21 protein-coding genes are annotated in these 25,945 nt (G+C 26.3%); 1 reads left to right on the top strand and 20 read right to left on the bottom strand.

Annotation, left to right across the window (positions count from 1 at the left end; all coding sequences use genetic code 4):
• Window positions 1–4 precede the first annotated feature (4 nt).
• The 15 genes from AACL04_RS00505 to oppB form a co-directional block, all read right to left on the bottom strand.
• Window positions 5–919, bottom strand: coding sequence for an RluA family pseudouridine synthase (locus AACL04_RS00505; RefSeq protein WP_339030421.1), 915 nt, complete (start codon window positions 917–919; stop codon window positions 5–7).
• Window positions 920–922: 3 nt separating this feature from the next.
• Window positions 923–1,660, bottom strand: a complete 738-nt coding sequence (locus AACL04_RS00500; RefSeq protein WP_339030420.1) for a signal peptidase II — start codon at window positions 1,658–1,660, stop codon at window positions 923–925.
• A gap of 11 nt (window positions 1,661–1,671) precedes the next feature.
• A complete protein-coding gene (ileS, locus tag AACL04_RS00495) occupies window positions 1,672–4,380 on the bottom strand; it encodes an isoleucine--tRNA ligase (protein ID WP_339030419.1) in 2,709 nt (902 codons plus the stop codon).
• Between the two features lie 239 nt (window positions 4,381–4,619).
• Window positions 4,620–6,299: a hypothetical protein gene (locus AACL04_RS00490; RefSeq protein ID WP_339030417.1), complete on the bottom strand. Its 1,680-nt coding sequence runs from the start codon at window positions 6,297–6,299 to the stop codon at window positions 4,620–4,622.
• A gap of 62 nt (window positions 6,300–6,361) precedes the next feature.
• Window positions 6,362–6,703 (bottom strand): hypothetical protein, encoded by a 342-nt coding sequence (locus AACL04_RS00485; RefSeq protein WP_339030415.1) that lies wholly within the window; start codon window positions 6,701–6,703, stop codon window positions 6,362–6,364.
• Window positions 6,703–7,560: a MurR/RpiR family transcriptional regulator gene (locus tag AACL04_RS00480; protein ID WP_339030413.1), complete on the bottom strand. Its 858-nt coding sequence runs from the start codon at window positions 7,558–7,560 to the stop codon at window positions 6,703–6,705. Before AACL04_RS00480 ends, AACL04_RS00485 begins: the two co-directional genes overlap by 1 nt.
• Before the next feature lie 3 nt (window positions 7,561–7,563).
• On the bottom strand, window positions 7,564–8,583 hold the full coding sequence (locus tag AACL04_RS00475) for a hypothetical protein (protein WP_339030411.1): 1,020 nt from the start codon (window positions 8,581–8,583) through the stop codon (window positions 7,564–7,566).
• Window positions 8,561–9,556 (bottom strand): hypothetical protein, encoded by a 996-nt coding sequence (locus tag AACL04_RS00470; protein ID WP_339030409.1) that lies wholly within the window; start codon window positions 9,554–9,556, stop codon window positions 8,561–8,563. The genes AACL04_RS00475 and AACL04_RS00470 overlap by 23 nt, the downstream gene beginning before the upstream one ends.
• A gap of 3 nt (window positions 9,557–9,559) precedes the next feature.
• Window positions 9,560–10,852: an ATP-binding cassette domain-containing protein gene (locus tag AACL04_RS00465; protein WP_339030408.1), complete on the bottom strand. Its 1,293-nt coding sequence runs from the start codon at window positions 10,850–10,852 to the stop codon at window positions 9,560–9,562.
• A gap of 13 nt (window positions 10,853–10,865) precedes the next feature.
• The gene (locus tag AACL04_RS00460; protein ID WP_339030406.1) at window positions 10,866–11,801 is read right to left on the bottom strand and encodes an alpha/beta hydrolase; all 936 of its coding nucleotides are present in this window, start codon (window positions 11,799–11,801) and stop codon (window positions 10,866–10,868) included.
• 71 nt (window positions 11,802–11,872) lie between these two features.
• Window positions 11,873–14,278: an ABC transporter substrate-binding protein gene (locus AACL04_RS00455; protein ID WP_339030404.1), complete on the bottom strand. Its 2,406-nt coding sequence runs from the start codon at window positions 14,276–14,278 to the stop codon at window positions 11,873–11,875.
• Between the two features lie 21 nt (window positions 14,279–14,299).
• Window positions 14,300–16,462, bottom strand: a complete 2,163-nt coding sequence (gene oppF, locus AACL04_RS00450) for an oligopeptide ABC transporter ATP-binding protein OppF (protein ID WP_339030402.1) — start codon at window positions 16,460–16,462, stop codon at window positions 14,300–14,302.
• Window positions 16,463–16,466: 4 nt separating this feature from the next.
• Complete coding sequence (gene oppD / locus AACL04_RS00445) at window positions 16,467–18,356, bottom strand: oligopeptide ABC transporter ATP-binding protein OppD (protein WP_339030400.1); 1,890 nt, start codon at window positions 18,354–18,356, stop codon at window positions 16,467–16,469.
• A gap of 10 nt (window positions 18,357–18,366) precedes the next feature.
• Window positions 18,367–19,329: an oligopeptide ABC transporter permease OppC gene (gene oppC / locus AACL04_RS00440; protein ID WP_339030398.1), complete on the bottom strand. Its 963-nt coding sequence runs from the start codon at window positions 19,327–19,329 to the stop codon at window positions 18,367–18,369.
• A 13-nt stretch (window positions 19,330–19,342) separates the two neighbouring features.
• Window positions 19,343–20,575, bottom strand: coding sequence for an oligopeptide ABC transporter permease OppB (oppB, locus tag AACL04_RS00435; protein WP_339030396.1), 1,233 nt, complete (start codon window positions 20,573–20,575; stop codon window positions 19,343–19,345).
• A 68-nt stretch (window positions 20,576–20,643) separates the two neighbouring features.
• Between oppB and AACL04_RS00430 the strand changes: the two genes are divergently transcribed.
• Window positions 20,644–21,126, top strand: a complete 483-nt coding sequence (locus AACL04_RS00430) for a hypothetical protein (protein WP_339030394.1) — start codon at window positions 20,644–20,646, stop codon at window positions 21,124–21,126.
• A gap of 173 nt (window positions 21,127–21,299) precedes the next feature.
• On the opposite strand, the gene AACL04_RS00425 is transcribed toward AACL04_RS00430, so the two are convergent.
• The 5 genes from AACL04_RS00425 to mraZ all read right to left on the bottom strand — a co-directional run bounded on the left by AACL04_RS00425 (window position 21,300) and on the right by mraZ (window position 25,872).
• The gene (locus tag AACL04_RS00425; RefSeq protein ID WP_339030392.1) at window positions 21,300–21,461 is read right to left on the bottom strand and encodes a hypothetical protein; all 162 of its coding nucleotides are present in this window, start codon (window positions 21,459–21,461) and stop codon (window positions 21,300–21,302) included.
• Window positions 21,462–21,676: 215 nt separating this feature from the next.
• A complete protein-coding gene (gene ftsZ / locus AACL04_RS00420; RefSeq protein WP_339030390.1) occupies window positions 21,677–22,957 on the bottom strand; it encodes a cell division protein FtsZ in 1,281 nt (426 codons plus the stop codon).
• A 16-nt stretch (window positions 22,958–22,973) separates the two neighbouring features.
• Complete coding sequence (locus AACL04_RS00415; protein WP_339030388.1) at window positions 22,974–24,482, bottom strand: hypothetical protein; 1,509 nt, start codon at window positions 24,480–24,482, stop codon at window positions 22,974–22,976.
• The gene (gene rsmH / locus AACL04_RS00410; RefSeq protein WP_339030386.1) at window positions 24,483–25,427 is read right to left on the bottom strand and encodes a 16S rRNA (cytosine(1402)-N(4))-methyltransferase RsmH; all 945 of its coding nucleotides are present in this window, start codon (window positions 25,425–25,427) and stop codon (window positions 24,483–24,485) included. It lies immediately after the preceding gene.
• Window position 25,428: 1 nt separating this feature from the next.
• Entirely contained in the window at window positions 25,429–25,872 is a 444-nt protein-coding gene (gene mraZ / locus AACL04_RS00405) for a division/cell wall cluster transcriptional repressor MraZ (protein WP_339030384.1), read from the bottom strand.
• Window positions 25,873–25,945 lie beyond the last annotated feature (73 nt).

The raw sequence follows: 25,945 nt of genomic DNA, 5'->3' as shown, positions 1-25,945 counted from the left end.
TCACCTATTCTTTAAACATATTGATTTTATCATTAAATTCTTTTGGTAAATCACTTATTAAATCTATTTTTTCATTAGTTATTGGGTGATTAAATGCCAATCTATAGGCATGTAAATATTGACCAAATTCTTCTTTCATATCTTCTTTGAAAGCATATAAAGGATCTCCAACTACGGGATGCTTAATATATGCTAAATGAACCCTAATTTGATGTGTTCTTCCAGTTTCAATTACACAACTTATTTTTGAAGCATTTTTATAACGTTCTAAAACAGTAAAGTTAGTAACTGCATGTTTTGAGTTAATATCTGTTGTAGTCATTTTTTTACGATCACCCTTATGACGACCAATTGGAGCATTTATTTTACCTGCATTAGGTTCAACTACACCATGAACTAAAGCAATATATTCTTTGTGAATTTCATTATTTGCTAACATTTTTGTAAGACTTCTATGCGTTTTATCATTCTTAGCAACAATTAGTAAACCAGTTGTCATTTTATCTAATCGATGGACAATTCCAGGTCTTAATACTCCCCCAATTGAAGACAAGTCTTTTATTTTATATAATAAGCCATTTACTAATGTTCCAGTTGGGTTACCTGCAGCTGGATGAACAACAATACCATTAGGTTTATTTACTATTAATAAATCCTTATCTTGATAAACTATTTCAAAATCAATATCTTCTGGTTTTGCTTCCATTTCTGTTGGTTCTTTAATATTCATTTTAATAATATCAGCTGCTAATAGATTATGCTTAACGCTTACGTCTTGGTCATTTACAAGAACATCTTTTGCTTCAATTAATTTTTGAACGTAACTTCTTGAAAAATCATATTCTTCTTTTAAATATTCAGTTAAAAACTTATCTAATCTTCCTGCATCGTGCTCTAATTTAATTTCCAATTGATTCATAATCTACTCCTTGATTTTATATTCTTTTCATTCTTTTTGTAATTGTTTATTTTTTGATAAGTAATCCTTATATGATAATTTTTCTTGATTTTTAGTATTTATTTTAGATCAGTAACTTTCAAATAAAAGCATTTTTCTGTGTTTAATATCACAATAAAATTCATACTTTTCAGGACTTTTTTTCTTCATATTAAATTCAGCAATTTCTAAAACTATATATACTATAAAAATTATAAAGATTATAGCTACTGCAATTGATACTCAAGCATCAGCCAAATTAAATATAAAATTTAAGTCTCAAAATTCAAATTTTAAAAAGTCAACAACCCCACCACTTATTCCATTTGTTGAAAGTGGAGCTCAAGCTCTACCTAATAAATTAGCGACACTTCCAGCTACCATTAAATTAATTGGTATTAGTCAATATTTATTTTTTAAAAAAATAAAGACAGTAATTAAAAGTAATGTAACAAGTGTTGCGATTGTAATAGCCAATCCCTTATTATCAGCATTCATTCCGTATGCTGCACCAGGATTTATTAAATACTCAAAACTAATAAATTCTGGAATAAATGTTGCAGTATTGCCTTCATATTTCATTGTATAAACAACAATAGCTTTACTAATTCAATCAAATCCTATTAAAATTGCTATTAAAGGTATACATCAAATTAATTTAAATTTAAAAATATAATTATGATTTTTTAGCCCTGACTTAATATTAAATAGAAAATCCTTCATTTCATCTCACCTTAATTTATTACGTTAAAACATCTTTGACAAATATCTTCTTTTAATTCATCAAAAATTGCTCAGCATCTTTGACATTTTAACCCTTGTTTTAATTCTACACTAACATTTGCTAGCTTAGAGTTAATTTTGTCTTTTAACTGTAAAAAATTTATTGAATTAACTATTAAAATTTGATTTAAATCTTTAATTTCTTTAAAGAAACTAAATTCCTTAGTAATTTCCAAATTAATAACTGCTTCAAAACCTTTTTTAATTATTTTTTCACTTCTTGCTTTTTCTAATGCTTCATTAACAACATCACGTAATTCTAAAACTTTATTTCATTTAGAAATAAAGTCTTTTTCTTGTAAAAATTTTTGTTCTTTTAAATCTAATAAGTGAATTGATTCTTCCTTTTGAATTTTTTCAATACTTTGATATGCCTCTTCAACTGTATGAATTAAGACTGGTTTCAACATATCAAGTAATGCTCAAAGTTGCTCATAAATTACAGTTTGAACTTGCCTTCTTCTTTTTGAGTTAACAGCTTCTACATAAATAATATCTTTAATAAAATCTAAATAAAAAGAAGATAAATCATTAGTAACATAGTTATTAATTAATTTGAAACCACTATTAAAAGCGTAATTTTCCATTGCATTAAAGAACTTGTTTTTTGTAACAGTTAAATTATTTAGAGCAAATTTATCAACTTCTTCCAATTCTTTTTGATAATCCTTTTTAGGGTCAAAATCAACTAAATTAGATAAAATAAATCTAATTGTATTTCTAATTTTTCTATATGATTCAGATATTTGCTTTAAAATGTCTTTTCCAATTCTTTGGTCATCTGTAAAATCTGTTGAGAATACTCAAAGTCTTAAGATATCCGCTCCTAAATCATTGGCTATTTCTAAGGGGTCAATTGTATTACCAATTGATTTTGACATTTTTTTACCTTTTTCATCATTTGTCATCCCATGAGTAATTAATTGCTTATAAGCAGGTTTACCATCATAAATAACAGAGTTAATCATTGAAGAGTTAAATCAACCTCGATATTGATCATTTCCCTCTAAATAAATATCAAAAGGTCTTTTTAAACCAAAATTTTGTTCCATTGCTAAATTAGAACTTCCTGAATCAAATCAAACGTCTAAAATATCAGTTTCTTTTTCTCAACCTAAACCTTTAAATTTTTCAGGTAAAAAAGTATCTGCGGGTAAATCAAATCAAGCATTAGTGCCCTTTTGGGCAATAACATTTATTGCATAATCAACAATTTCTTTATTTAATTGAGGTTGTTTATTTTTATCAAAAAATGCAATTATTGGTACTCCTCAAAGTCTTTGACGAGAAATTGTTCAATCATTTCTATCTTTAATAATGTTTCTTAATCTTTCTTTTGACCACTCTGGATTTGTTTGTACATCTTTAACAATAACTTTATCAATATCTTTTTTTACACTTTCTAAACTTACAAATCATTGATGTGTTGCACGATAAATTACTGGTTTTTTAGTTCTTCAATCATGAGGATATGAGTGTTTTACAAACTTAAGTTTTAATAATAGATTTTTTTCTTGTAAAGTTGTACCAATTATTTTATTTGCATCCTCATAAAAAATTCCTTCTAATCTTGAATCATTTATTGTTACATCAAATTTACCTTGATTATCAATTGGAGCAAAAGCTTTAATATTATTTTTGCTAACAATTTCAAAGTCATCTTCTCCAAAACCTCCAGCAATATGAACCAATCCTGTTCCAGCTTCGCTTGTAACATGATGACCTAAAACTATGAATCCTGTTTTATTTTCATATCATGGATGTTGATAATTAATTTTAATTAATTGTGAACCCATAAAAGTATCTAAAACTTTTACATTCTCTCATCCAATTTGTTCTGATACTGAATTAATTAAATCTTTCGCTATAATAAATTTTCTTTGATCATTTTCTGGTTTAACTAATACATACTCCAACTCTTCTCCAACTGCAATTAATTGATTTGAAGGAATTGTTCAAGGAGTAGTTGTTCATATAACAAAATTTGCATCTTTAAATTTTTCATTATCTATTATTTTGCAAGCTACAAATATTGTTGGTGATTTTACTTCAGCATATTCAATTTCAGCCTCTGCTAATGCAGACTCACTTGAAGGAGATCAATAGATTGGTTTTAAATCTCTATATATTAATTTCTTTTCAACCATTTTTGCAAATAGGCTAAGTTCACTTAACTCAAAATCATCAGTTAATGTAATATATTTTTTTTCATAGTCTGTAAAAATTCCTAATCTACTAAACTGTTCAGATTGGTTTTTTACTTGAGTTAAAGCGTATTGCTTACAAAAATTTCTAAATTCTACAGGTTTTAAACTTTTTCTATCAACTCCAGTTTTTGTAACTGCAGTTTCAATTGGAAGACCATGTGTATCTCAACCCATAATATAAGGTGAACAATAGCCAGATTGATTTTTTCATCTTACTATAATATCTTTTAATATTTTATTTAAAGCATGTCCAACGTGAATATTTCCATTAGCATATGGAGGACCATCATGTAAAACAAAACTAGGCTTTTGTTTATTAGCTTCAATTTTTTTCTTATAAATTTTTTGACTATCCCATTTTTCTTGAATATTTGGTTCTTTAACTTTTAAATCTGCTTTCATATCAAAACTTGTTTGATTAATAAGTAATGTATCTTTATAATTTTTTTCCATAATTTTTTCCTTTCAAAATAAAAACGCTCCTATAATAGGAGCGTTTTAACGCGGTACCATCCTAATTTAAATAAATACTAAAAATAGATATTTATTTATCTCAATTGAAATGTTAACGCTTTTCTTGCGAGAAGTTCTACTAAGTAAAATACTTTTCCTCTTCTAATCTTCATAAGTGATAATTTTAATAATTCTATATTAACTCTCAGCAAATGTTAACTCTCTGTCAAAAGAACTTATTAAAATCTTGTCTTACTATTTCTATATTTTTCACTATATTCTATAAAATTTTTTAAGTTTAATCCATTATTTCAGTTTTTTGGATTTGTAGGTCCGTTGCTGGCACTTTCACCTTGATTTTCAAATAATTCTTCTTTTATAGGTAACTTTGGATTTGGATTAGACAAAATTTGATCAATATTTATCCCAAAGAATCCAAGCCCTAATAAATTATTTGTTATTGAATTCCCTCATTCATTTTTATCTTCATGTAATTTAGTTAATGCAGCAGCTAAATTACTTTCTCCATTTTCTGGTTCATCATCATTTTTCATACTAAACCCACTTGCAGATGAAGAATATGTACTTGCAACTCCAATTTTTACAGGTTTATCACCTAAATAATAAACTTCTGCTTGCTCATTTCATTTCTTATCAATTAAATTTTTAAGTGTTCCATAGAAATAAGCAGGATCTTCTTCTTTTCCATTTCCATATGTGGATTTTATTTTTTCCCCTTTTTTAATTACTGTTGTATTACCTTTGTAACTAATTGAAATATCTTCTTTTGCAGTTACAAAATTAACATCTCTATATACATTATACATTAGTAAATCAATACATTCATATCAACCAGCTAAATCTTCAATGAAAGGAATTGAAGTTGGTTTGTTTGTAGAAACTCCATCTTTAAATAATCATTGAATTTTAGTTGACAATGATAAATAAAAATCTTTATCATTTAATCAATAAATAATCATGATTTCTTTTATTACTTGAGAAATAGTTGCTTGACTTTCTCTATTGTAAAGAGTCTTTCCTGCAATAGCCAAACTCATTCCATCTAAGCCATAACTATCTAGTAAAAAATACATTCTATCTCTAAGTTTATCCTTTTGCTTTCACTTTCAAATCATTCTATCTGCAGTAGCCCCACCTCAATTTGTAATAATTTTAGTGTCATCTTCTCAAGTGCCATCAATTTGTTTTTGTTTTCTATCTATTAAATACTTAGAATTATCAACATCATATACTCCAGAATCAGCACCTTCAGGTTCTGTAATAAAATCATTAATATTTAAACTATTAATATCTCCTTCTTTTTCTTTTGTATATAATGAAGAGATATTTATAATATCATAGGGATTTTTTTCAGACTCAATCACTGATGCTAATTTTGGCTGTCTTCAATTTAAACTACCTATTTCTGGAATTTCATTTCCTCAATTTCATCAATAACCCATTAATGAAGATTCTGCTTGTTCTATAGGGTTTTGAGCTTTTTTGACAGTTTTATCTGTTGCTTGAAAATGAATTGTTGCTTTTCCTTTTGCAATTCAAGAGTATTCTGATACTCTAATAGTTGCAACATAGTTTTTCAGTTCTTCTTCATTTTCATTTTCAGATTTTAAGTTAAAATTGGAGTTTATAATTGTATATGATTCTTCTCTAATTGAATTAACATCAAATTGAAAATTTGCAATTCTTTCAATATCTTTTTTGCTATTAACAGTTATATTATTAATTTTAGCAATTCTTTTAATAACTTCCTTTTGATTTACTTCTGACATTTCACCCAGATTAAAATTATATTGGAAAGATTCTATATCTTTCAAACTAAAAGAACAAGCTACAACAGTTGTTGATGTAGTTGAAACAAGAAATGAACCAGAAGCCAATAAAGCTAATAACTTTTTCATAAAGAACTCTCCTTTTTATGATTATACAATAAAAATTAGTAAACTCTTTTTTCTATTACTTACTATTTTTTATTTAGTTTATTAATAATTTCTTCTAAATACTGATCAATTTTTTGATCTTTATTATTAATAAAATATTCATGTTTAGCTAAAAAGTCTTGTAAATATTGACTAAATTCCAATGGATTTTTATTAATCTTTTGCAATGTTAACTCTATTTCTTTTTTAAACTCATATGCTAAATTAATTGATTTAGATATTATTATCTCTGAATTTTTTCTTGCAATTTCATAAACATTTTTGGTTCTTTGCAATCCAATTTTTGTATATTCTTCCTTGTTTTTATAGCTTTCTAGTTCTTTTTCTAGTAACTTGATTTTTAACAATAATTCTGAATTTTCCATTATAATTTTCCCTCAAAATTTCAATTTAATGATATCTCTGCTGTTTTTTTGAATTTCTCACGATATTCTTCATTTTTGCTAACAATTATATTAATAATTAAGTCAAAAATAATCATCTCTCCTGGAACAGATGAAATTGAAGGATATTTTATTTTATCATTGCTAATTGTTTGTGTTTCTATTATGTGGATTTTATTAACATCTATATCTTTTTCCAATTGTTTAAATGTTATTTCTTTATCAGAAGTTAAAACTAAAATTGGAATATTTTTATTACATGTTCACTTGATTGATTCAATAATTTCTTTTGTTCATCCTGTTCTTGTAATAAAAATTACAAAATCATTTTCATCAAAAAAGATTGCTCTTTGAACATAATTGTGAATATTTGAAACAGCTTGTGCCATTATATTAATTCTTGATAAATTTAATACAAAAGAACTTGCACTTATTTGTTGTTGTTCTATTCCAAAAATCATTACTCTTTTTGAAGAGTAAATTTTTTTAGAGACCAAATCAATTTCTTCATTATCAATACTGTTTAAAGTTTCATTAATTGTATAAATTGCTGCACCTCTTACATTATGAATAATTTCTTCAATTGTATTGTCTTCTCCTAATTTATAATAACTTCCTTGCATTCTTGACTTTTCATAAACAAACATCTGTATTGCTTTAAATGATTTAAATCCTAGTTTCTGACATACTCTTGTCATAGTTGATGGACTTACGTTACTCTTTCTTGAAACCTCTTGTATTGAGTTACTACAAAAAAATTCTGGATCATTATTAACCAAATTTAATATTGAGCTTTCTGTTGAGTTTAGCTTTTTGTCTTTTGAATCAATTATTTTCATCCCTTAATTACCTCTTTTTTTTATTTTTGTTAGAGAGAATTTTTTAACATGAATAGAATTATTTTTTAATTCTTTAATATGTTGATCTCTTAACTGGTTTAATTGTATTATACTAGAGCATTTTTTAATTTCTTTAATATAATCAGTTGATAATTTTAAAACAACACTTGTTCCATAAACATCAACTTTTTTTTGCTTCACTTTTAATATTATAAATGTTATTAAACAAAAAGATAAGATTAAAATTAAACTATAAGTAATAATAAAAGGAATAGCTAAATTTCCTCCCAACCTAAAATCTACTTTATATAGTTGTTCTTCTCCTAAACCTTCATATACTAAATCTTTTGCATTTACTCACCCTGCTTGCATAACATTAAGCATATATCTTTGAGGTAAAAAATATAAAATAAAATTTAGCCAAGTTATTTTTGCAACAACTTCATAAGGAAAAGCACATCCTAACAAATTATAAGAGAATATATAAATTAAAGAAACATAAATTGAGCCAACTACTGTTGATTTTACAAACATAAATATTGCGTAACTAATTAAAACACAAAGCAATCATAAACTAATGGTTCCTGTAATAAACATAGCTCAATTAACTGAAGAGAATAACGTTCTTTGATCTTTAAAAAATATTAATGTTAAACACATTAATAAAACTATAATACAGAAGTTAATTGTAAAATTTGCTAATATATTTGCTCCTGGTTTTATAAAACCATTTAATCCTGTATTATTAATTCTTTGGTCAAACCCTGTATTCTTGTTATTTGAAAGTGCTCTATGAAAAGTATGTATGCCATTTCTTACAATTAATGCTCCAATAGCTGAGGAGAACAAGAATGGGTTATTACCTTTAAAAAGTAATCATATAAATAAAGTAAAAATAACAAGAAAAACTCCAAGAAACATATTTAATGGAGAATAAACAAAAGTCTTTAAAGATAAAATATAAAGGTCTTTAAAACTCTTAAAATTATTATTTACTTTTTTATATTTTTTTTGAGTCATCATTCCTATTTTTTTCCTTTACTTTATTTTCTCTTTTTTTCGCTTCTATTATTAAATTTTTAACTTCAATAATTTGATTTAATTCTTCAATTGAATTAGCTTTTTTAATACTATAAATAATTGAGATATGTTTTAAATTAGTTGGATACTTTTTAAGTAATTTCTTTTTATATCCGAATGTCTTTTTCAACAATAAGACCAATCAAATTGTCAATAATATTAATATAATCAATGAGACTAGATAAGGAATTCAAAAGTTACCATTGTAACCAAACTGATTTGTTTTCATACCAATATCATCTGCTCAACCAGAGGCCATAATATTTAAAAAATATCTTTGAGGAAGAAAGAAACCTATTATTATAATCGGTTTATTTTGCTCTAATAAAGTTCAAGGTATTCCTAATCCTAGTAAAAACATTGGTAAAAAGTAGAAAAGATTAGCTATTACAGATGCTCATTCATAACTTTTTGCATGAAAAACTATTATTAAAGCAATTAGATTTGACGAAATTGCTAGAAGAAAGAAACCTAAAAATAGAACTGGTCAATTAACATTAACTATTTCTTGTCTTTGATCTGGAAATAACATGCTAATTGCAAACATAAATATTGCCACTAAGATATTAACTATTTGACTAAATAAAATAATAATGGAGAATACAAATGTCTTTGAAACTTTAGTAGAAAAGAGACGTTCAAGAAACATAGAGGATTTAAAATCATAAATAGTTTTTACAAGATTAAATAAACAGTTTCTAATAACACTAATACCAATAGCACTTGCAACAATGAAATTATCAACTACTAAATCCTTATTGCCTGTTCCTGTTCCTGCATTTTTAAAAGCCAATCATACAACAAGAGTAATTGTTGTAATTATTCAACCTGAAAAAACTACAAATAAGTCCTTTTTATAATTTGATAATTGCATTGCAAAAATTATTTTAAAAGCATTTCAATTACTCTTATTCATATTTTACCCCCTCTTTATTTTTTGTTTCTTTTCTAGTCTTTGTTGTTTTTTTACTCATTTACTCTCTAATTTCATTGATTTAATTTCTTCTTGAATATATTTTTTCTTTAATGAAGAAAGTTGTTCCAATTCTTTTTTTGATAATTGAGCTGTAAGTTCAGTTGCGTAAACAATATACTTATTTGATTTAAAACTATTATAAAGATCTTCTTCTAGAAAATTAAAGAATTTTTCTGTTTTCTTAAAAAAAGCTAATGCAGATTTTTTATACTTTACTTTTATATCTAACTTAGTAACTTTTTTTCTAGTTCTTTTAAATATCTTAATAGCCATTTTTGTATGTAATAAAACTTCTTCAATATTTCTTCTATTAATAGCTGTTGATAATAAACTAACTAAAACACTTTCCAACTCGTTTAAATGATAGTTAATATTTCTGATATAAACTATATTTGATTCATGCTCATTGCCTATATTTTTCTCTAAAAAATAATCATATTGTTCCTTAAATAATTTTCTATTTTCTTCAAATTTTTTTAAAATAGGTTTGAATAATGGATCTGGTTTAACCTTAATTTCTTGTTGACTAATAGCATCCATTATATTTAGTGAGTACTTTTCGAAAGTTAAATTTTTCTTTCAATCTGTAATATGATCATCAGAAATTATGAAACCATTATCTAAAACGATTACCCTTTCACAAAGCAATTCAAAAGTTGAATCATCTGGTGAAATAACAACAAATGAGGCTTCATATTTTTCCTTATATTCTTTTAAGAATTTTAAAATCTTAATTTTAAAATCTAGACCAATTGAAGACGAAACTTCATCTAGAACAACTAATCTTGGTCTATTAATAATAGCTAAAGCAATCGAAAATAATTGTAATCAAGAGGTATTACATGATGTCAATGTTTTTTCTCATCTCAAATCAATACCAAATACTTCTACAAGATCATCTATTCATTCTTTATCTTGTATATCATTAATATGCTTATATAAATTAAAAACTTCTTTTACAAGAAAACCTTCAGGTCAAGTTGTTTGTCTAAACTGAAATCCAATATTTGCCATAACATTTTCATTATTAAAATTATATTGAATAATTCCCCCAGATTGTTTTATTTGACTAGCTATTAATCTACCCAAAACACTTTTTCCAGATTGATTGGGTCCAATAATTGCTAATCCTTCACCTTTATTGATTTTCAAATTAATTTTTTTAATAACTCAATTTTTTTTATTAAATATTTTTGAAACATTTTCCAAAGAAACAGTTACTTCACTATTTTTCATCTTTTTATCCCTTCTATTTTTTATTTACAAAATTTTCAACAAGCTTCCAATACATTTCAGTATGTAAAACTTGAGTTCTTATATGTTCTCCTGTTAAAAAAATATGTAAAGCATCTTTTATTTTTAAAATTTTTCTTAGATTATAAAATTTTTCACTGTCTTGATAATCTGCTACCTTATCTTTTTTAGAATGTAAATAGAGTATTGGAAAAGAAGTTTTACACAATGGAATTTTATATGATATGGTGTCTGCTTCAATATTTATTTTATATTTATCATTATATACTTTATAAACCCCTTGTAAAATTTTATCTAAAAAATTACCAATAAGTGCTCCACCAATTGTATTTATCACTCTTTCCAAAACTTTTGCTGTTTCAAAATATGGAGAGTCAGCAACAGCAAATTTAATATTATATTTTTTAATATTGTTTGAAATTGCAACTCTATTAACTGTATGAGCTCCCATTGAAAAACCAATTAAAGATATTTCTTTTGTTGAAAAATTTTTTTTAACAAAATTTAAAGCACTTAATAAATCTTTTTCCTCATTAATACCCATTGTAATAAGTGCATCATCAGATTCACCATGATTTCTAAAATCAAATGCAAAAATATTATAGCCAAGCTTATTAAAATAGTAACTTGCAATTGCAGATGATTCTTTTGAAGACGAAAAACCATGACAAGCAATAATTCATTTTTTAGTTTTTTTCTTATTTAAATGATATATCCCAACAATATTTTTTGAGTCAAAAGATTTGAACTCGACTTTTTTAAATTCCTTAATATCAAGATTTAAAATTTCCTGATCATGTGTTTGTTCAAAAATGGCCTGTTGATATAAACTCAATAAGTTTAAATAACCGTTATTTTTATATAAATCATGATTTTGACGATTACGATTATTTATTAAACTTATAACTTTTTCAATTAGTATATTATTCATAATTTTTCCTCACTTACTAAATAGTATAAAAAAAATCTACAAATTTGTAGATTTTTTAAAACTTTTATTAATTATTTACTTTGCTCTTTTCAATGAGCACCTTGTCTTTTTAAAGTTCAATTGTCTGCAATAGCTATTTTATCATTTAAATATTGTTGATAAGCAGCTTGTCAATCTTCTTTTGATAAAAGTTTTGAGTTAATTTTAGCATTATAATACTTAAATTGACCTGTACCAAATGCTTCATATGATTTTGTATAGGGTGCTAGATGATTAACTGTTCAAACAGTTGGCATTCCCTTTGTATATAAAGTTAATGTTAAAAAATCTTTATATAATAATTGTGTTTCTGTTTCAGCAAATTCTTTAAATCTTTGTTCAGTTTCAGCAACATTTAAATCTGTAGATTCAAAACTATTTGAATATGTTTCATATGATTTTAATAATGCCTTTGTAGCACTATTTTCTTCATTTGGCTTTTCTAAAGATCTTGCATAAAGTTTTTCAGTTGTTATATTATATTCTGAATCATCATTTGCATTATCTTCACTTGCTGCTGCTTTTGATTTAAATAATCTTGAAGTTCCAGTATAAGCACCATAAGGTCCTCATAGTGTCATTGTTTCTAAAAAGCTTGATGGGTCTTTATAGTCAGGTGATCAACCACTTATAAATAAATCAGTTGCCCCTCTTGAACCATTTGTTCTATATTCATCTGTTGATGAAAGAACTTTAGTTTGTACAAAGATTGGATTATTTTTAATTTCATTAAATTTTTTAAACATCATATTTAAATATGGATTTAATGAGTTGTTATTTGATGGACTTAATATAAGTTTTAAAATAACTTTGTCCTCTGATTTTCCTTTTACTTTTCTTTTTTTAATATTGTTCAAAGTAATATATTCATTTATATTTTTAATTAATTCTTCATTAGTTTTTCCTGCTAACTCTTCTGATTTATTGAAGTAAGAATCTTTACCATCTTTTAAACTTCAATCAGCATCAGTAGAAGTTACAGTTGCACCATTTTCACTAATTAGTTCATCATAACTATCAGATACATATTGTGTATAATCTTTTGCACCATTACTTGCAACACCATAACCTGTATATGTATTTCTTAACATTTGTGATGGTTCTCCAACTTCATCAATTGTTTTTGAAAAAAACCTAACAAAGTCAGTTCTGTCTAAAGCTGTTGATATAAATGTTCTTGCATCAATTGATTGAAGCAATTTTGAAGCATCTAGTGCTTTTTCTCTTTCCTCAGGTTTTAATGAATTATCATCAATTTCTGAATTATAGTAGTTGTATACTAATAGAAATGAACCAGAAGCATCTGGAGAAGAGACTGGATATGCACCTTCAAATTTAGGATTTTCATATGACTCTTTACCTTGACCAATATAATTATTTCAACCTTTTAAATCATCTGATTTTAATTCAAATCCTGTTGTTGAACCTGATTCAAATAAAATTCTTTCTTTAGTAGCAGATGCATCATCAACATAGTTATATTCTAAAGTTTTAATATTAGTACTTTCTTTTAATACATAGTGTTCATTTTTTTGTAAAATAATTTTTCCATTTGGATTAGCTTGAGTTGGATAGTAAGAAGCATTATACATTGCTTCTTTAAAATCTTTAACATCTCCCTTTTCTGCTGTAAAAATTGGTGAGAACACTGAATATGTTAATAAACTTTCAAAATATGGTGCCTTTTTAGTTAAGTCAAAAGTAAGCAATTCTTCATTGTCAATGCTTAAAGTAATTCCAAATTTCTCAGGATCATTACTTCATATTTTATCTCTTTCAACTTTTATGGCTGCATTTAATTTTGCAGTATCTTCAGGAGTTTTTTTACTATTATCATATTCTCTTTGAGCATTTGTAATTCCCTTTTGAATTTCAGCAGCTCCTTTAATAAATGATGTTCACAATGAAGCAACATCTGAACCATTTTTTGGATTTAAAGCAAATCAAGCTGCTTGTCTAACTCCTTCAATAACTGAAGCTTTTCCCTCTCCAGTTTTAGTTTGATCAGAAGATACTTTACCATTTTCATCAACTATTTTTCCTTGATAGTTAACTCAAGTCATAGGTCTTGTTTTATAAGTCCATTGTTGACCTTCCTTTTTCATATCACCTACATAAGAATAATGTGCATCTGATTGATTTTGCTCTTCTCCATATTCACTTTCAACAAGTGAACCATAGATTCTTCCATATTGATCTGTTGATAAAAATGTATCAAATGAGTTAGCTCAAATTCTTGAATCTTCTGCTTGCATTGAATATGCAGTATTTCAACTTGTTACATTTGATGTATAAATTGATTTGAATACATCTGTGCTTACAGTTCTGTCCATTAAATATTTTAAAGAAGTTGCACAAGAAACAACAGAAGATGAAACCAATGTTGTTGTTAAGCCTAAACCTAAAAGCCCTAATGTTTTTTTAAATAATATTGACATTTTATTCTTCCTTTCGTTGTTCTATTTTTTTACTAATTTTTTAATTTCTTTAATTTCTCTTTTATTTGCTCATACAAAATGGTCTTTTGTAATCTCTTTAAAATATGGTAAGTCAAATATGTAGTCACTGTGTTCTTTTTCTGGATCATAAACAACCAGTTTAGTACTTTTTGCAAGTTCAGGTTCTGGTATTGGAATTGCAGAAAGTAAAGCCCTTGTATAAGGATGAAGAGGATTTTTAAATAATTCCTCTGCTGGTGCAATTTCAATTATCTGCCCATGATAAATAACAGCAATTCTATCAGCAATATGGCGAACAACAGATAAGTCATGAGCCACAAATACATATGTTATTCCCAATTCTTCTTGGAATTTTTTAAATAAATTTAATACTTGAGCTCTTATTGAAACGTCAAGAGCTGAGATTGGCTCATCTGCAACAATAATTTTTGGTTGCATTGCTAAACTTCTTGCAATTCCAACACGTTGTCTTTGCCCCCCTGAAAATTCATGAGGATATCTTGATAAATGTTCAGGTAATAATCCTACTGAATTAACAAGTTTTAAGATAATATGTTTTTTAACTAAAGCTGGAGTTGCTTGATCTAAAGTAATTTTTTCATTTGGATTTTGTTCATTATATTCTGTTACATATAATTCCTTTGCCTCTTCACCTTTGTAAAGTTCAGGAAAGTTTTCCATTCCTTCAGCAATAATTTCTTCAATAGCCATTCTATCATTTAATGAAGAGCTTGGATCTTGAAAAATCATTTGAATGTTTTTTCTATTAATTCTTCTTTGCTTTTTTGATTGACTTTCAAAGAAATAAGAATCTTTAATTATTTCATCAATTGAAGGTAAATCTAGAAAATCTGTTAATTCAACAAATGATTCAATTTCTTCTGGTGTGTAAGAATTTTCAATTCCTTTTCAAGCATAAAAGTTTTCGATAAGTTCTCTATCCTTAATTATATTTTTTTCAATTATTTTTGTAATATAACTAAATTCTTTTTTCAATTCTTTTAATTTAACATCAGTTATTCTTGATTCATCTGTAGCTAAATTTTTTAATTCATTTTCAAAATCAGTATTTTTTAATTTTGAAACTAATGAATTTATTTTAGGTGTTATTACTTTCTGTTCTGAAAGTGAATTTAAAATTTCTTTACATGCAGCTACATTTAAGTTTTTACGAGATCAAAAATCTGTAATAAAGTATTCTAATTTCTTATATTCCTTATCATTTGAAGGTACACCATTTGCCTTCATAATTTCAAATTGTTTTTTACACTCTTCAAAGAATTCATTTCTATTCACATAAATCAATTTATTATAATAATTAATAAACTCTTCTCTTTTTCTCATTGGAGATGAGAGCGCATGTAATTGAAATTGTAATGATTTAGCTCATGAAAGTTTTGATAAAAATTCTTTATGATTATCAGTAATAACCTTTCATAAACTTATTAATTTTTTAAATACTGATTCTAATTTTTCTGGTGGAACGTTATCAATTTCATCTCTATAATCAGAAATTTCTTGAACCTTTAAATAAATTTCATCAGCATTTTCTTTAATTGATATAATAGCTTCTTTAGTTTCTTTTAACTTTGATAAAACAGATCTTTCAAGTTCTTTTGAAATTTCTGGAATATAAGAGTGTAAATTATCAACAAACTTAATCATTCTATCTTCATTTTTAATAATTGAATTTATATATTTTAAATTCTCTAAAATAATTGCTTTTAAATAAGCTAACTTAGAGGTTTTAGTTTGTAATTCAAGATCTTCTTGAGTTAGCACTCTTGGATTATTAGTATAGTTTTCATACAATCCTTTCAATCCATCAATTCTAGCTTGAATTTCTCTTGTTGTAATATCCATTTTATATGACATATTTTCAAGTTTTTTAGAAATTTCTTTATTTAATTTATATAACCTTGTTGGGCTACCAGCAACAATATTATCTTCCATATAGATTGCACCATCTTTTAATGGTTGCACTCCAACAATAGCTCTACCAATTGTGGTTTTACCACTTCCTGATTCTCCTACTAAACCAAATATTTCACCTTTATAGATATCAAAACTAGTTTCTTTAACAGCTCTAAATTTTTTACCTTTAACACGGAATTCAATTACTAAATCCCTAATATTCAAAAGTACTTCTTTATTTGTTGACATAGTTTTAGCCTACCTTTTCTGATTCTTTTATTGTTTTGCGTAAGTTGTTTAAGACATTTGGTTTTTTAACTTTTGGAGAACGTGGATCTAATAATCAAGTTTTTGCAAAGTGAGTTTCACTAACTTTAAACATTGGAGGTTGCTTAATATAATCAAGTTCTAATGCAAATTTATTCCTTGGAGCAAATGCATCTCCAACTATTTCATTGAATAATGATGGTGGAGTTCCTTCAATTGAGAATAAATCATCTCCCTTTTTACCTAATTGAGGTAATGAAGATAATAATGCTCAAGTATATGGATGTTTTGAATCTTCAAAAATTTCTTTTGTTGTTCCAACTTCCACAATTTGTCCAGCATACATAACAGCAACTCTATCGGCAATTTTAGCAACTACTCCTAAGTCATGAGTAATGAATACAACTGAGAATTTATATTCTTGTTGTAATTCTTTAATTAAATCTAATATCTGAGCTTGAATTGTTACATCAAGTGCAGTTGTTGGTTCATCACAAATTAATATTTTTGGTCTTGATGCAAGAGCAATTGCTATAACAACTCTTTGACGCATTCCACCAGAATATCTACCTGGAATATCTTTAAAACGTTTTTCTGGATTTGGAATTCCTACTTTTCGTAAAAGTTCTATAGCCTCAGCTTTTGCATCCCTTCTACTTAAACCAACTTGTTTTCTTAAAACCTCAGTAATTTGAAAACCTACTGGTAATAATGGGTTTAATGAAGTCATTGGATCTTGAAAAATTGTAGAAATTGTTTTTCCTCTTAATTGTCTAATCTCTTTCAATGCTTTTACTTTATTAACTAAATCAGAATTTTTAATTCTTTTTCAGTCAACTAAAATATTATGAAAATGATCTTTATCCAAAGTTTTTGTTTCAATAATTGATAAACAAATATCTCTTAATTCATTTTCAAATCTTTTTAAATGATCTTTTGAGTGGAAGTAGTTTAAAATAAATTGTTTTTCTACTTCATCTCATTCAGTATTATTTTCAATAAAACTTTCTATCATTGAAGCTATTTTTGAGACTTGATGTCTACTTTTCATATTAAGTGGTTTTACCTTATTAATATCAATTTCTAATTTTAAAATAGATTCAAGTTTTGAATTTATTAACTCATCTCTTACTAAATTATCATTAATAATTTTTAATGTTTCTTCTGCAGCTTTAATTTTTAATTCTAATTTTATTATTTTATTAGCTGTTCTATTATTTCCACTAAAACCAATATTTTCTTGAACTACATTTAACTGAGTTTTTAAAGTTTCTAACAGTTCATTTTGTTTAGTGATATTATTTTGCTTGATTAGTAAAATTTCATTATCTTCTAACAAGCGAGAATTTAAATCCTCTGTTAAATCTTGTAATTCTTGTTTAGTTCTTAATAAGACTAATTCATTTTGTTCTGATTCAATTTTATTTTCTAATCTTAGTTTTTTTAATTCTTGTTTTTCTAAATTTTCTCTATATTTAGGATTTAATTTGTATAAATGTTTAATTTCTTTAAACAATTCTTTAATTTTTTCATTATTTATTTTTGTAACATTTTTAATTACATCTTTTGATATTAAAGGACTTTGTAAGTTAACAATATCAATTGGCTCTTTAAAATATGCTCCTTGATCATCAATTGATCCTTGAGTTGGTCGATAAACAATTGAACCATTACTTACTCATCCATTAGCTTCTAACATTCCTGTAAAAGTTTTTGTAATAACTGATTTACCACTTCCAGATTCACCAACAATTGCCAAAATTTCTTGGTCATAAACATCTAAATCAACAGTTCTGATAGCAGTTAAAAAATTACCTCTAACTTGAAATTTAACTTCCATGTCACGAACAGATATAATTCTATTTTCTTTATTCATAATTTTTTTCCTATCTATGTGTTTTAGGATCTAATGAATCGGCAAATACTTTTCCAGCTAAGAAGAATAATAATGATATTCCCCCAACAAAAGCTACTGGAATAATTAATAAGTGAGGAAACACTTCCCAATCTGAACCAGATAATAATTCATTTAGAATTGACCCTAAAGATGCTTGATCTAATGTATTTGTTACAAATCCAAAGTTATAATATGCCAACAATGAATCGATGGCAATTGCTGATGGAATTGCAAATGTTGATGTTTGAATAACTATTGGTAAAATTTTTGGCATTACATTTTTTCTAATAATTTTTGAACTAGGTGTTCCTAAAACTCTTGAAGCTATATTATATTCAGCATTTCTTACAAGCATAATTTGTACTCTAATAACTGAAGCCAAAGCAATTCAACTAGTTATTGAAATACCAAATATTAAAACTGGAATTGTTGTAGTTCCTCCAAATAAGAAGATAACAATTAGTCATAAAATTAATGATGGTATTAGTGTTAAAAATCTAGTGACTTCAATAAATACTAAATCTAATTTTGAAAAGAATCCTCAAATTGATCCTAATAAAATTCCTAATAAGATTTGAATTGATGCAACAAAGAATGTAAATATTAATGTTGTACGTGTACCAATTCACATTTTAGTTCATAAATCTTCACCAAATTTTCCTAATCCAAATACATGCTGTCAGCTTGGCGCTTCAATATCAATTCCTGGTCTTTCAGTTGGAACTGGGTCTTTTCCTATTCCAATTGAAAAAGCCAGTAAAATAATTGCTACTAATAAAAATAATGATATAATAAAAGTTTTTGATTTAAAAACTCTTGCAAATACTGATTTTCAGTAACTGTAAGGTTTATTTGTGATTCTTTCTGATTCTTCGTGCTTAGCACCGATTACTTTGAAGAGAGAATTATCTATAGATTTCATTTCTTCAATAGTATATTGTTTTTGTTCCATAAAAAATTCCTCTCTATTTTGTTAATTTAATTCTTGGATCTAATGTCGCAAGTAATAAATCTCCAATTAAACTCGAAAATACTCCAGCTGATGCTGATACGAAAATATATCCTAAAACAACGAATGTATCTTTATTAGCTACACCATTTAAAATAAATTTACTCATACCATCAATTGACCAGTGTCTTTCAACCAAAATACTTGAACCAAACAATGTTAATACAAATACTTCTGGTAATGTTTTGATTAATCTAATTCCTGCATTTCTAAAGATGTGAACATAAAATACATATTTTTCACTTAATCCTTTTGAAAGTGCAAATTTTGCATAATCTGCTGTCATTTCATCTAAAACGAATCGCCTTGTGTTTACAATAATCATTGGCATAATCAGTAACATTATTCCAATTATTGGCCATATTTTTGTTCCAAACGATGAACCTTCATAAGTTCCATTCGCTCCAAAGACATAAATCGACATTTTATATAAAAGTGAAATTACTACTAATGCTGGAATAGCACTAATTAATAAACTCGAACCATTAATTGCATTATCTGCTGTTTTTTCTTTATTTTTGGCAGCAAGAATACCTAAAGGTACTCCAATTAAGTAAGATAATATAACTGCTATACTTCCTATTTTAAAAGAAGTTGGAATTGATCTTTTAAATGCATCTTGAACTAGTGATAAAACTTGTCCCCCACTAGCTTTATTCATAAATACACCTAAATAAAATCACATTACTGTTGGAGTTCCTGCAATATCTCCATTATCTTGAACAATTGGATTAATTATGATTGTTTTTGGAATAAACGGAGTTATGTTTCTCAAATAAATAAACATTTGATTTAACATTGGTCCAGCAACTCCAAATAATTTCATTCTATTATTTAATAATTTTTCATAACCTGGTGTTCCATATTGAAAATCTGGTCCCAGTTTATCAAGGTTTACATCTGATAAATAAACACCATCAGTTGTAACAAGTCTTAACATTACAAATACAACAGCTACTGCTACATACAATGTAATGAAAGCATATAAAATTCTTTTAAGAGAATATGTGAATAATGGATTTCTTTGCATGAATTCACTAAATGTAGAATTTGAACGTCTAAATCCATTTATAATTTTCTCTTTATGGCTTGTTTTTGTTAACTTTACTTCCTCAGTTAAACTAATCTCATCGAGTAATTCAAGAATCGAGGAGTTGACTTTTTCAGAGCCATTTGCTTTTTTTTCCATAAATTTATATTATCCTTTCTAAATTTTTACTATTTAAAACCTATATAATCTTTATAAAGGTGTTAAATATGAGAGATAAAAATAAAACAAGTAATTTTAAAAAACTAAAAGATTTACGCGAGCAAGAAAAAATTGCTCACAAACAACAAGTACAAGATAAAATTAGTGAAATTTCTAAGGAACCAATTGGTACTCAAACCAGATACATTGATTCTAAGAAACTTAGATGATATGACTATCTTATAGTATTAATTATAAGTTCTGCTTTAATCGGGTTAAGTTTCATTCTTGGTATTTTTGCACTAAAAAGTACAGAGAAATCAGAATGAGTAATAACCGCTTTTGCATTAATTAGTCTTTTAGCTTTTTTAATTACTAATTGAATAAAAAATAGAAAAGTTGCAAAATACTATAATGATATTACAAGAAGATATCAAACTACTTTATCAGAAGATGAAGGATTTTTAAGAAGACTTTCTAAAATAATCCTTTTAATCTGCTTGGTATTGTCTATAACTTCAATAATATTGGCTATTACACTTTGAGTGTAATTTTTTTTATATTTCATAAAAAAAAGAGTGTTTTATTAAATAAATAGTTTAGATTTAATCCTCATCCTAACTGTTTATAAAATAAAATCACTCTTTTAAATATTAAATGCTCTTAATAAAATTGAATTTTTATCTAACAATATCATTTAAAATCTGTTTAATTCTATAAACCTTTACGATCACTCTGCCATGTTTTGTTTTGTAATATTATACATAGCCATTTTAATAATTAGATTCGCATTGTCTTTAAAAAACATATTTTTAAATGACAATGTAGAAAACGCAAAAAAGGCAGTTGGTTTATTGAATTTTTTATAAGTCAATAATTGATGCATTTTTTGATCTCCTTCATCGCCTATTTACATAGTAGCAAAGTGCCATCAAAAATGCAACTGTATGGACTATTAAATTAAAAAAAATAGATATTTAAATATCTATTAGTAAGTAATTATTTAGATTTTAATTATATTTAAATTTCTTAAAAAAATAATTTAAAAGTGAGTTTATTAAAATTAATTGATTTTAAATTTATTAGAAAATTTTAATTAAATTATCATTTTTTTCTTAAAAATGTTGGGAAATCTCCATCTTCTTCATCGCCAGTTTCTTCAATTTTTTGAGCAACTCTTTCATCACGATTTTCGTAATTATTATTTTGATTTCACTGTCCAGCTCTTTCTTGTGCTATTCTTCTTTCTTCTTCAGTTTGTTTCACAAAATCAGGTCTTTTATCATGATTTGTCATAAATGAAGTTCTTTGATCATAAGCAGTCTCTACAGGCTGAGGTTCTGGTTCATAATTTGAATATAATTCTTGTTGCATAGAAGAATATTGTTCATTTGATAATGAAGGTTTCTTATTAGAAATATTTGGAGCTTTATAATCGTCATCAAATCCAGTAGCAATAACTGTAACTATTAGATCATCATCTAAATGTTCATTAATTGCTATACCAAAAATAATATTTACGTCTTCTCCACTTGCTTGTTGAACAATATCAACAGCATCATATGCATCATTTAAAGAAACAGTTTTTCCACCAGTAACGTTAATAATAGCATCCTTTGCACCGCGAATTGAAGTTTCTAATAATGAAGAAGTTATAGCTTTATTTGCAGCTTCAATTGCTTTATCTTCTCCAGAACCTATTCCAATTCCAAATAAGGCATTACCTTTACCTTTCATTACAGTTCTAACATCAGCAAAATCTAGGTTAATTACTGCAGGAACTGCAATTAAATCAGTAATTGTTTGTACTCCTTGTTTTAAAATGTTGTCAGCTTCTCTAAATGAATCTTTTACTGGAATTCCACCAATAATTTCTAACAATCTATCATTTGAAATTATAATAATTGAATCAACAAATTTTCTTAATTCATTTAATCCTTGAACAGCATAAGAATTTCTTAATCTTCCTTCAAATCTGAATGGTTTAGTAACAATTGCAATTACTAATGCTCCAGTTTCCATAGCAATTCTAGCTATTTCTGGAGCAGCTCCTGTTCCTGTTCCTCCACCCATTCCAGCAGCAACAAAAATTAAATCTGATCCTTTTAATGATTTTCTAATTTCTTCTTCTGATTCTATAGCTGCTTGTTTACCTATTTCTGGATTTGCTCCAGCTCCCAGGCCTTTTGATACTTCTTGCCCTAAAACAATTTTTGTTGTAGCAGAACTTGCAGCTAAAACTTGTGCATCAGTATTTGCAACAATAAATTCAACTCCTTGAACATTATCGTCAACCATCCTGTTAACAGCGTTACAGCCACCACCACCAACTCCAATTACCTTAATTTTGGCATTTTGATTTAAATCTAATTTTGTAGACATGTTATTTCCCTCACTTTTAATATTTATTTCTTTGCGTATTTATAATACCATTTTTTAAATAGTTTTCATTATTTTGTTGTCCCACAAAATTTTGTGGAATTTGATTATTTTGTTGAATTAATTGCGCATTCATCAAAGGTGGAATGAATTCTCCATGTTGTGAACGCAATTGTTCTGTTCGTAACTGTTGAGCACGTAACTGTTGAGTAAATGCTAACTGTGCTTTTTGTGCTTGTTGTGCTTGCATTTGAGCTTGCTGAGCACGTAACTGTTGGTCAAATGCTTTTTGACCCAAAATTTGTTGTGCATGTTGCATTTGAGCTAAAGCTAACATATTTGGATTCTCATAAGTTTCTGTACTTGTTTTTACTTCTCTTAGATTTTTATTTGTTAGATGAGATTGTCTCATCATTCCGCATAATGAATTAGTTCAAATTTCACTTGCTCCAGTAATTAATGAATAATATATTTCTGAAATATTTTTGTAAGTACTTCTTAACAATAGCTTTTCAAAACCTGCAATCTCAGTGCTTTTTCCGGTGTGATAAATTTTAAAGTTTTTTATGCTTCCCATTTCTCTTGAAATTAAGATATCTGCCTTATCAATTACACCATTTATTTCTTCCAATAACATATATTTAATATCAATTGCTTTTAGTTCATAAGATCTTTTTTCAGATGCTATATATTTTCTATACATTACAGTGTTATCTAATGTATTAGATGAAAAATCTAATAGTTTAAATATATATTTATTAGCTATATCAAATTTAGCACTCATTTTTTTAGCTAAATTTTCAATAATATCTTTTAAACCAAATTTAATTACATCTTTTTTTACAAGTGTCTCTCGTGAAAAATAACCAATATCTATACTTTCTCAATCTCAGTTAATTAGAGCAAATGTTTCTCTAAAATTCAATCCTTCACTGCATTGTTTTGCCAATGAGAATAATTGACTTGTTGCTGATAATCTCTCAATTTTTAGTATTTTTAATACACCTTCAAAAGAATCAACAACATGTTTTTCAGCAGTATATACCTTAGCACTCATTGCTACCATATTTGCCTTAGAGTTTATTGGTGGTTTTGCAAAACTTTGCATACCATTTAATTTAAAAGCATACGGTTTTATATTTGTAACAATTAAGTTATCTTCATAAACAACTCTTTTTGCATCTTTATATAAATTTTTTATATGTTCTTCTCTAACAATTTTGTCAGCACTGTCAATAAAAATACTTGGATTAGCATCTTTTATTTGAAGTGTTGCTGTTGGATAGACAATTGCTGCTCTTCTAATTTTTTCTTTAAAAATTGATTCATATCGATTAATCATTTTTATTAATCGATGAGCAACAATATTTGTATCCACAATATCATTTTTATCAGTTAATCAGTTACTTTTAGATTTTTCTCTTTCTTTAAAGACAACTTTTAAACCAATACTTTTTTTATATTTTCCAACAGCAAATTTTATATACTTTTTAGTTATTTCAATAACTGCATAAGTTTCATTTTGCATTTAACCACCAACCTTTCTAATAGCTCATAGTTTTGCACTATGAGCTCTTCTATTTTTTTCAAGTTCTTCTTCACCTGCTACTACAGGTCTTTTAACTACCAATTCATAATCTTTTTTATTTTCAACTAAAATAGGTAATTTACTTAAAAATTTATCTTCTTTTGATGTAGTTTTAGATTTAAAAATATCCTTAATTATCTTTTCTTCTAATGAATGAAAAGATATAACTACAATAACTCCCCCAATATTTAATAGGTCAAGTGAGTTACTTAAAGACCTTTTTAAAACTTCAAGTTCATTGTTTACATATATTCTTAAAGCCTGAAATACTTTCTTTGCTGGGTGTTTTTTTTGCTTTAAAATTTTTTGTGGTAAACATTCTTTGATAATATCTACTAACTCAAAAGTCGTAGAAATACTTTTTATTTGTCTTTTTGCAATTATTTTTTTAGCAATTTCTCATGAAAATTTTTCATCTCCATATTGATAAAAAATATCTGCCAATTGTTTTTCATTAAATGTATTTATAACTTCTTTTGCATTGATTTTATTATTTTTTTGATCCATTCTCATATCTAATTCAGAATCAAAACGATAACTAAATCCCCTATCTGCTTTATCAAATTGTGGACTTGAAACTCCTAAATCATATAAGATGCCATCCACTTTTTTAATATTATTTAATGAAAGTAGAACTTTTATATTTGCAAAATTACCTTCTAAAATAGTAAAATTACTTGAAATATCTTCAAGTTTTTTTCTACTTATAGCAATTGCTTCTTGATCTTGGTCAATTGCATATAAATGTCCGTTATCAATTTTTTTTAAAATTTCAACACTATGACCTGCTCGCCCAAGAGTACAGTCAACATATATTCCGTTGCCTTTTATATTTAATAAATCTATTGATTCATTAAGCAAAACAGATGTATGTTCATGTGCCATTTTAATTTACTCCGCCCAATTTTTCTGCAGCTTCTACAAGCTTATTTTTTGCATCTTTATCATATACTTGATGTTTATTTTTATCTCAAATTTCAACTCATTCACCAGCCCCGGTGATTTGCACAGTTTTAGAAATTCCTACTTCTTCTAATAAATTTGAAGGTAGTTTAATTCTTCCTGATCCATCAATTGAAATTTCATCTGTATTTGAAAAAATGGTTCTAACAACAGTACGTGTAGATGAGGAAAGTGCACTTTGTGACTTTAACTCGTTATATCATTCTTTAAAGTTCTCTGGAGTTCTTATTTCTAAACATAAACCATCAATACTTCTTGTTACATAAACTAATTCACCCAATTTGTTTCGTAATTTTGAAGGAATTGTTAATCTAAATTTATCATCTAAATTATGTTCAAATGTCCCAAATAACACAAAGTCACCCACTTTCTCCCACACATAAACAATTATATACCACTTTCTTACATAATCAACTATTTTTTAAGTTTTTTACCCACTT

It is taken from the genome of Spiroplasma endosymbiont of Cantharis nigra (assembly GCF_964019925.1).
Taxonomy (GTDB): Bacteria; Bacillota_I; Bacilli_A; order Mycoplasmatales; family Mycoplasmataceae; genus Spiroplasma_A.
This window is presented reverse-complemented; position numbering and strand designations above follow the sequence as displayed.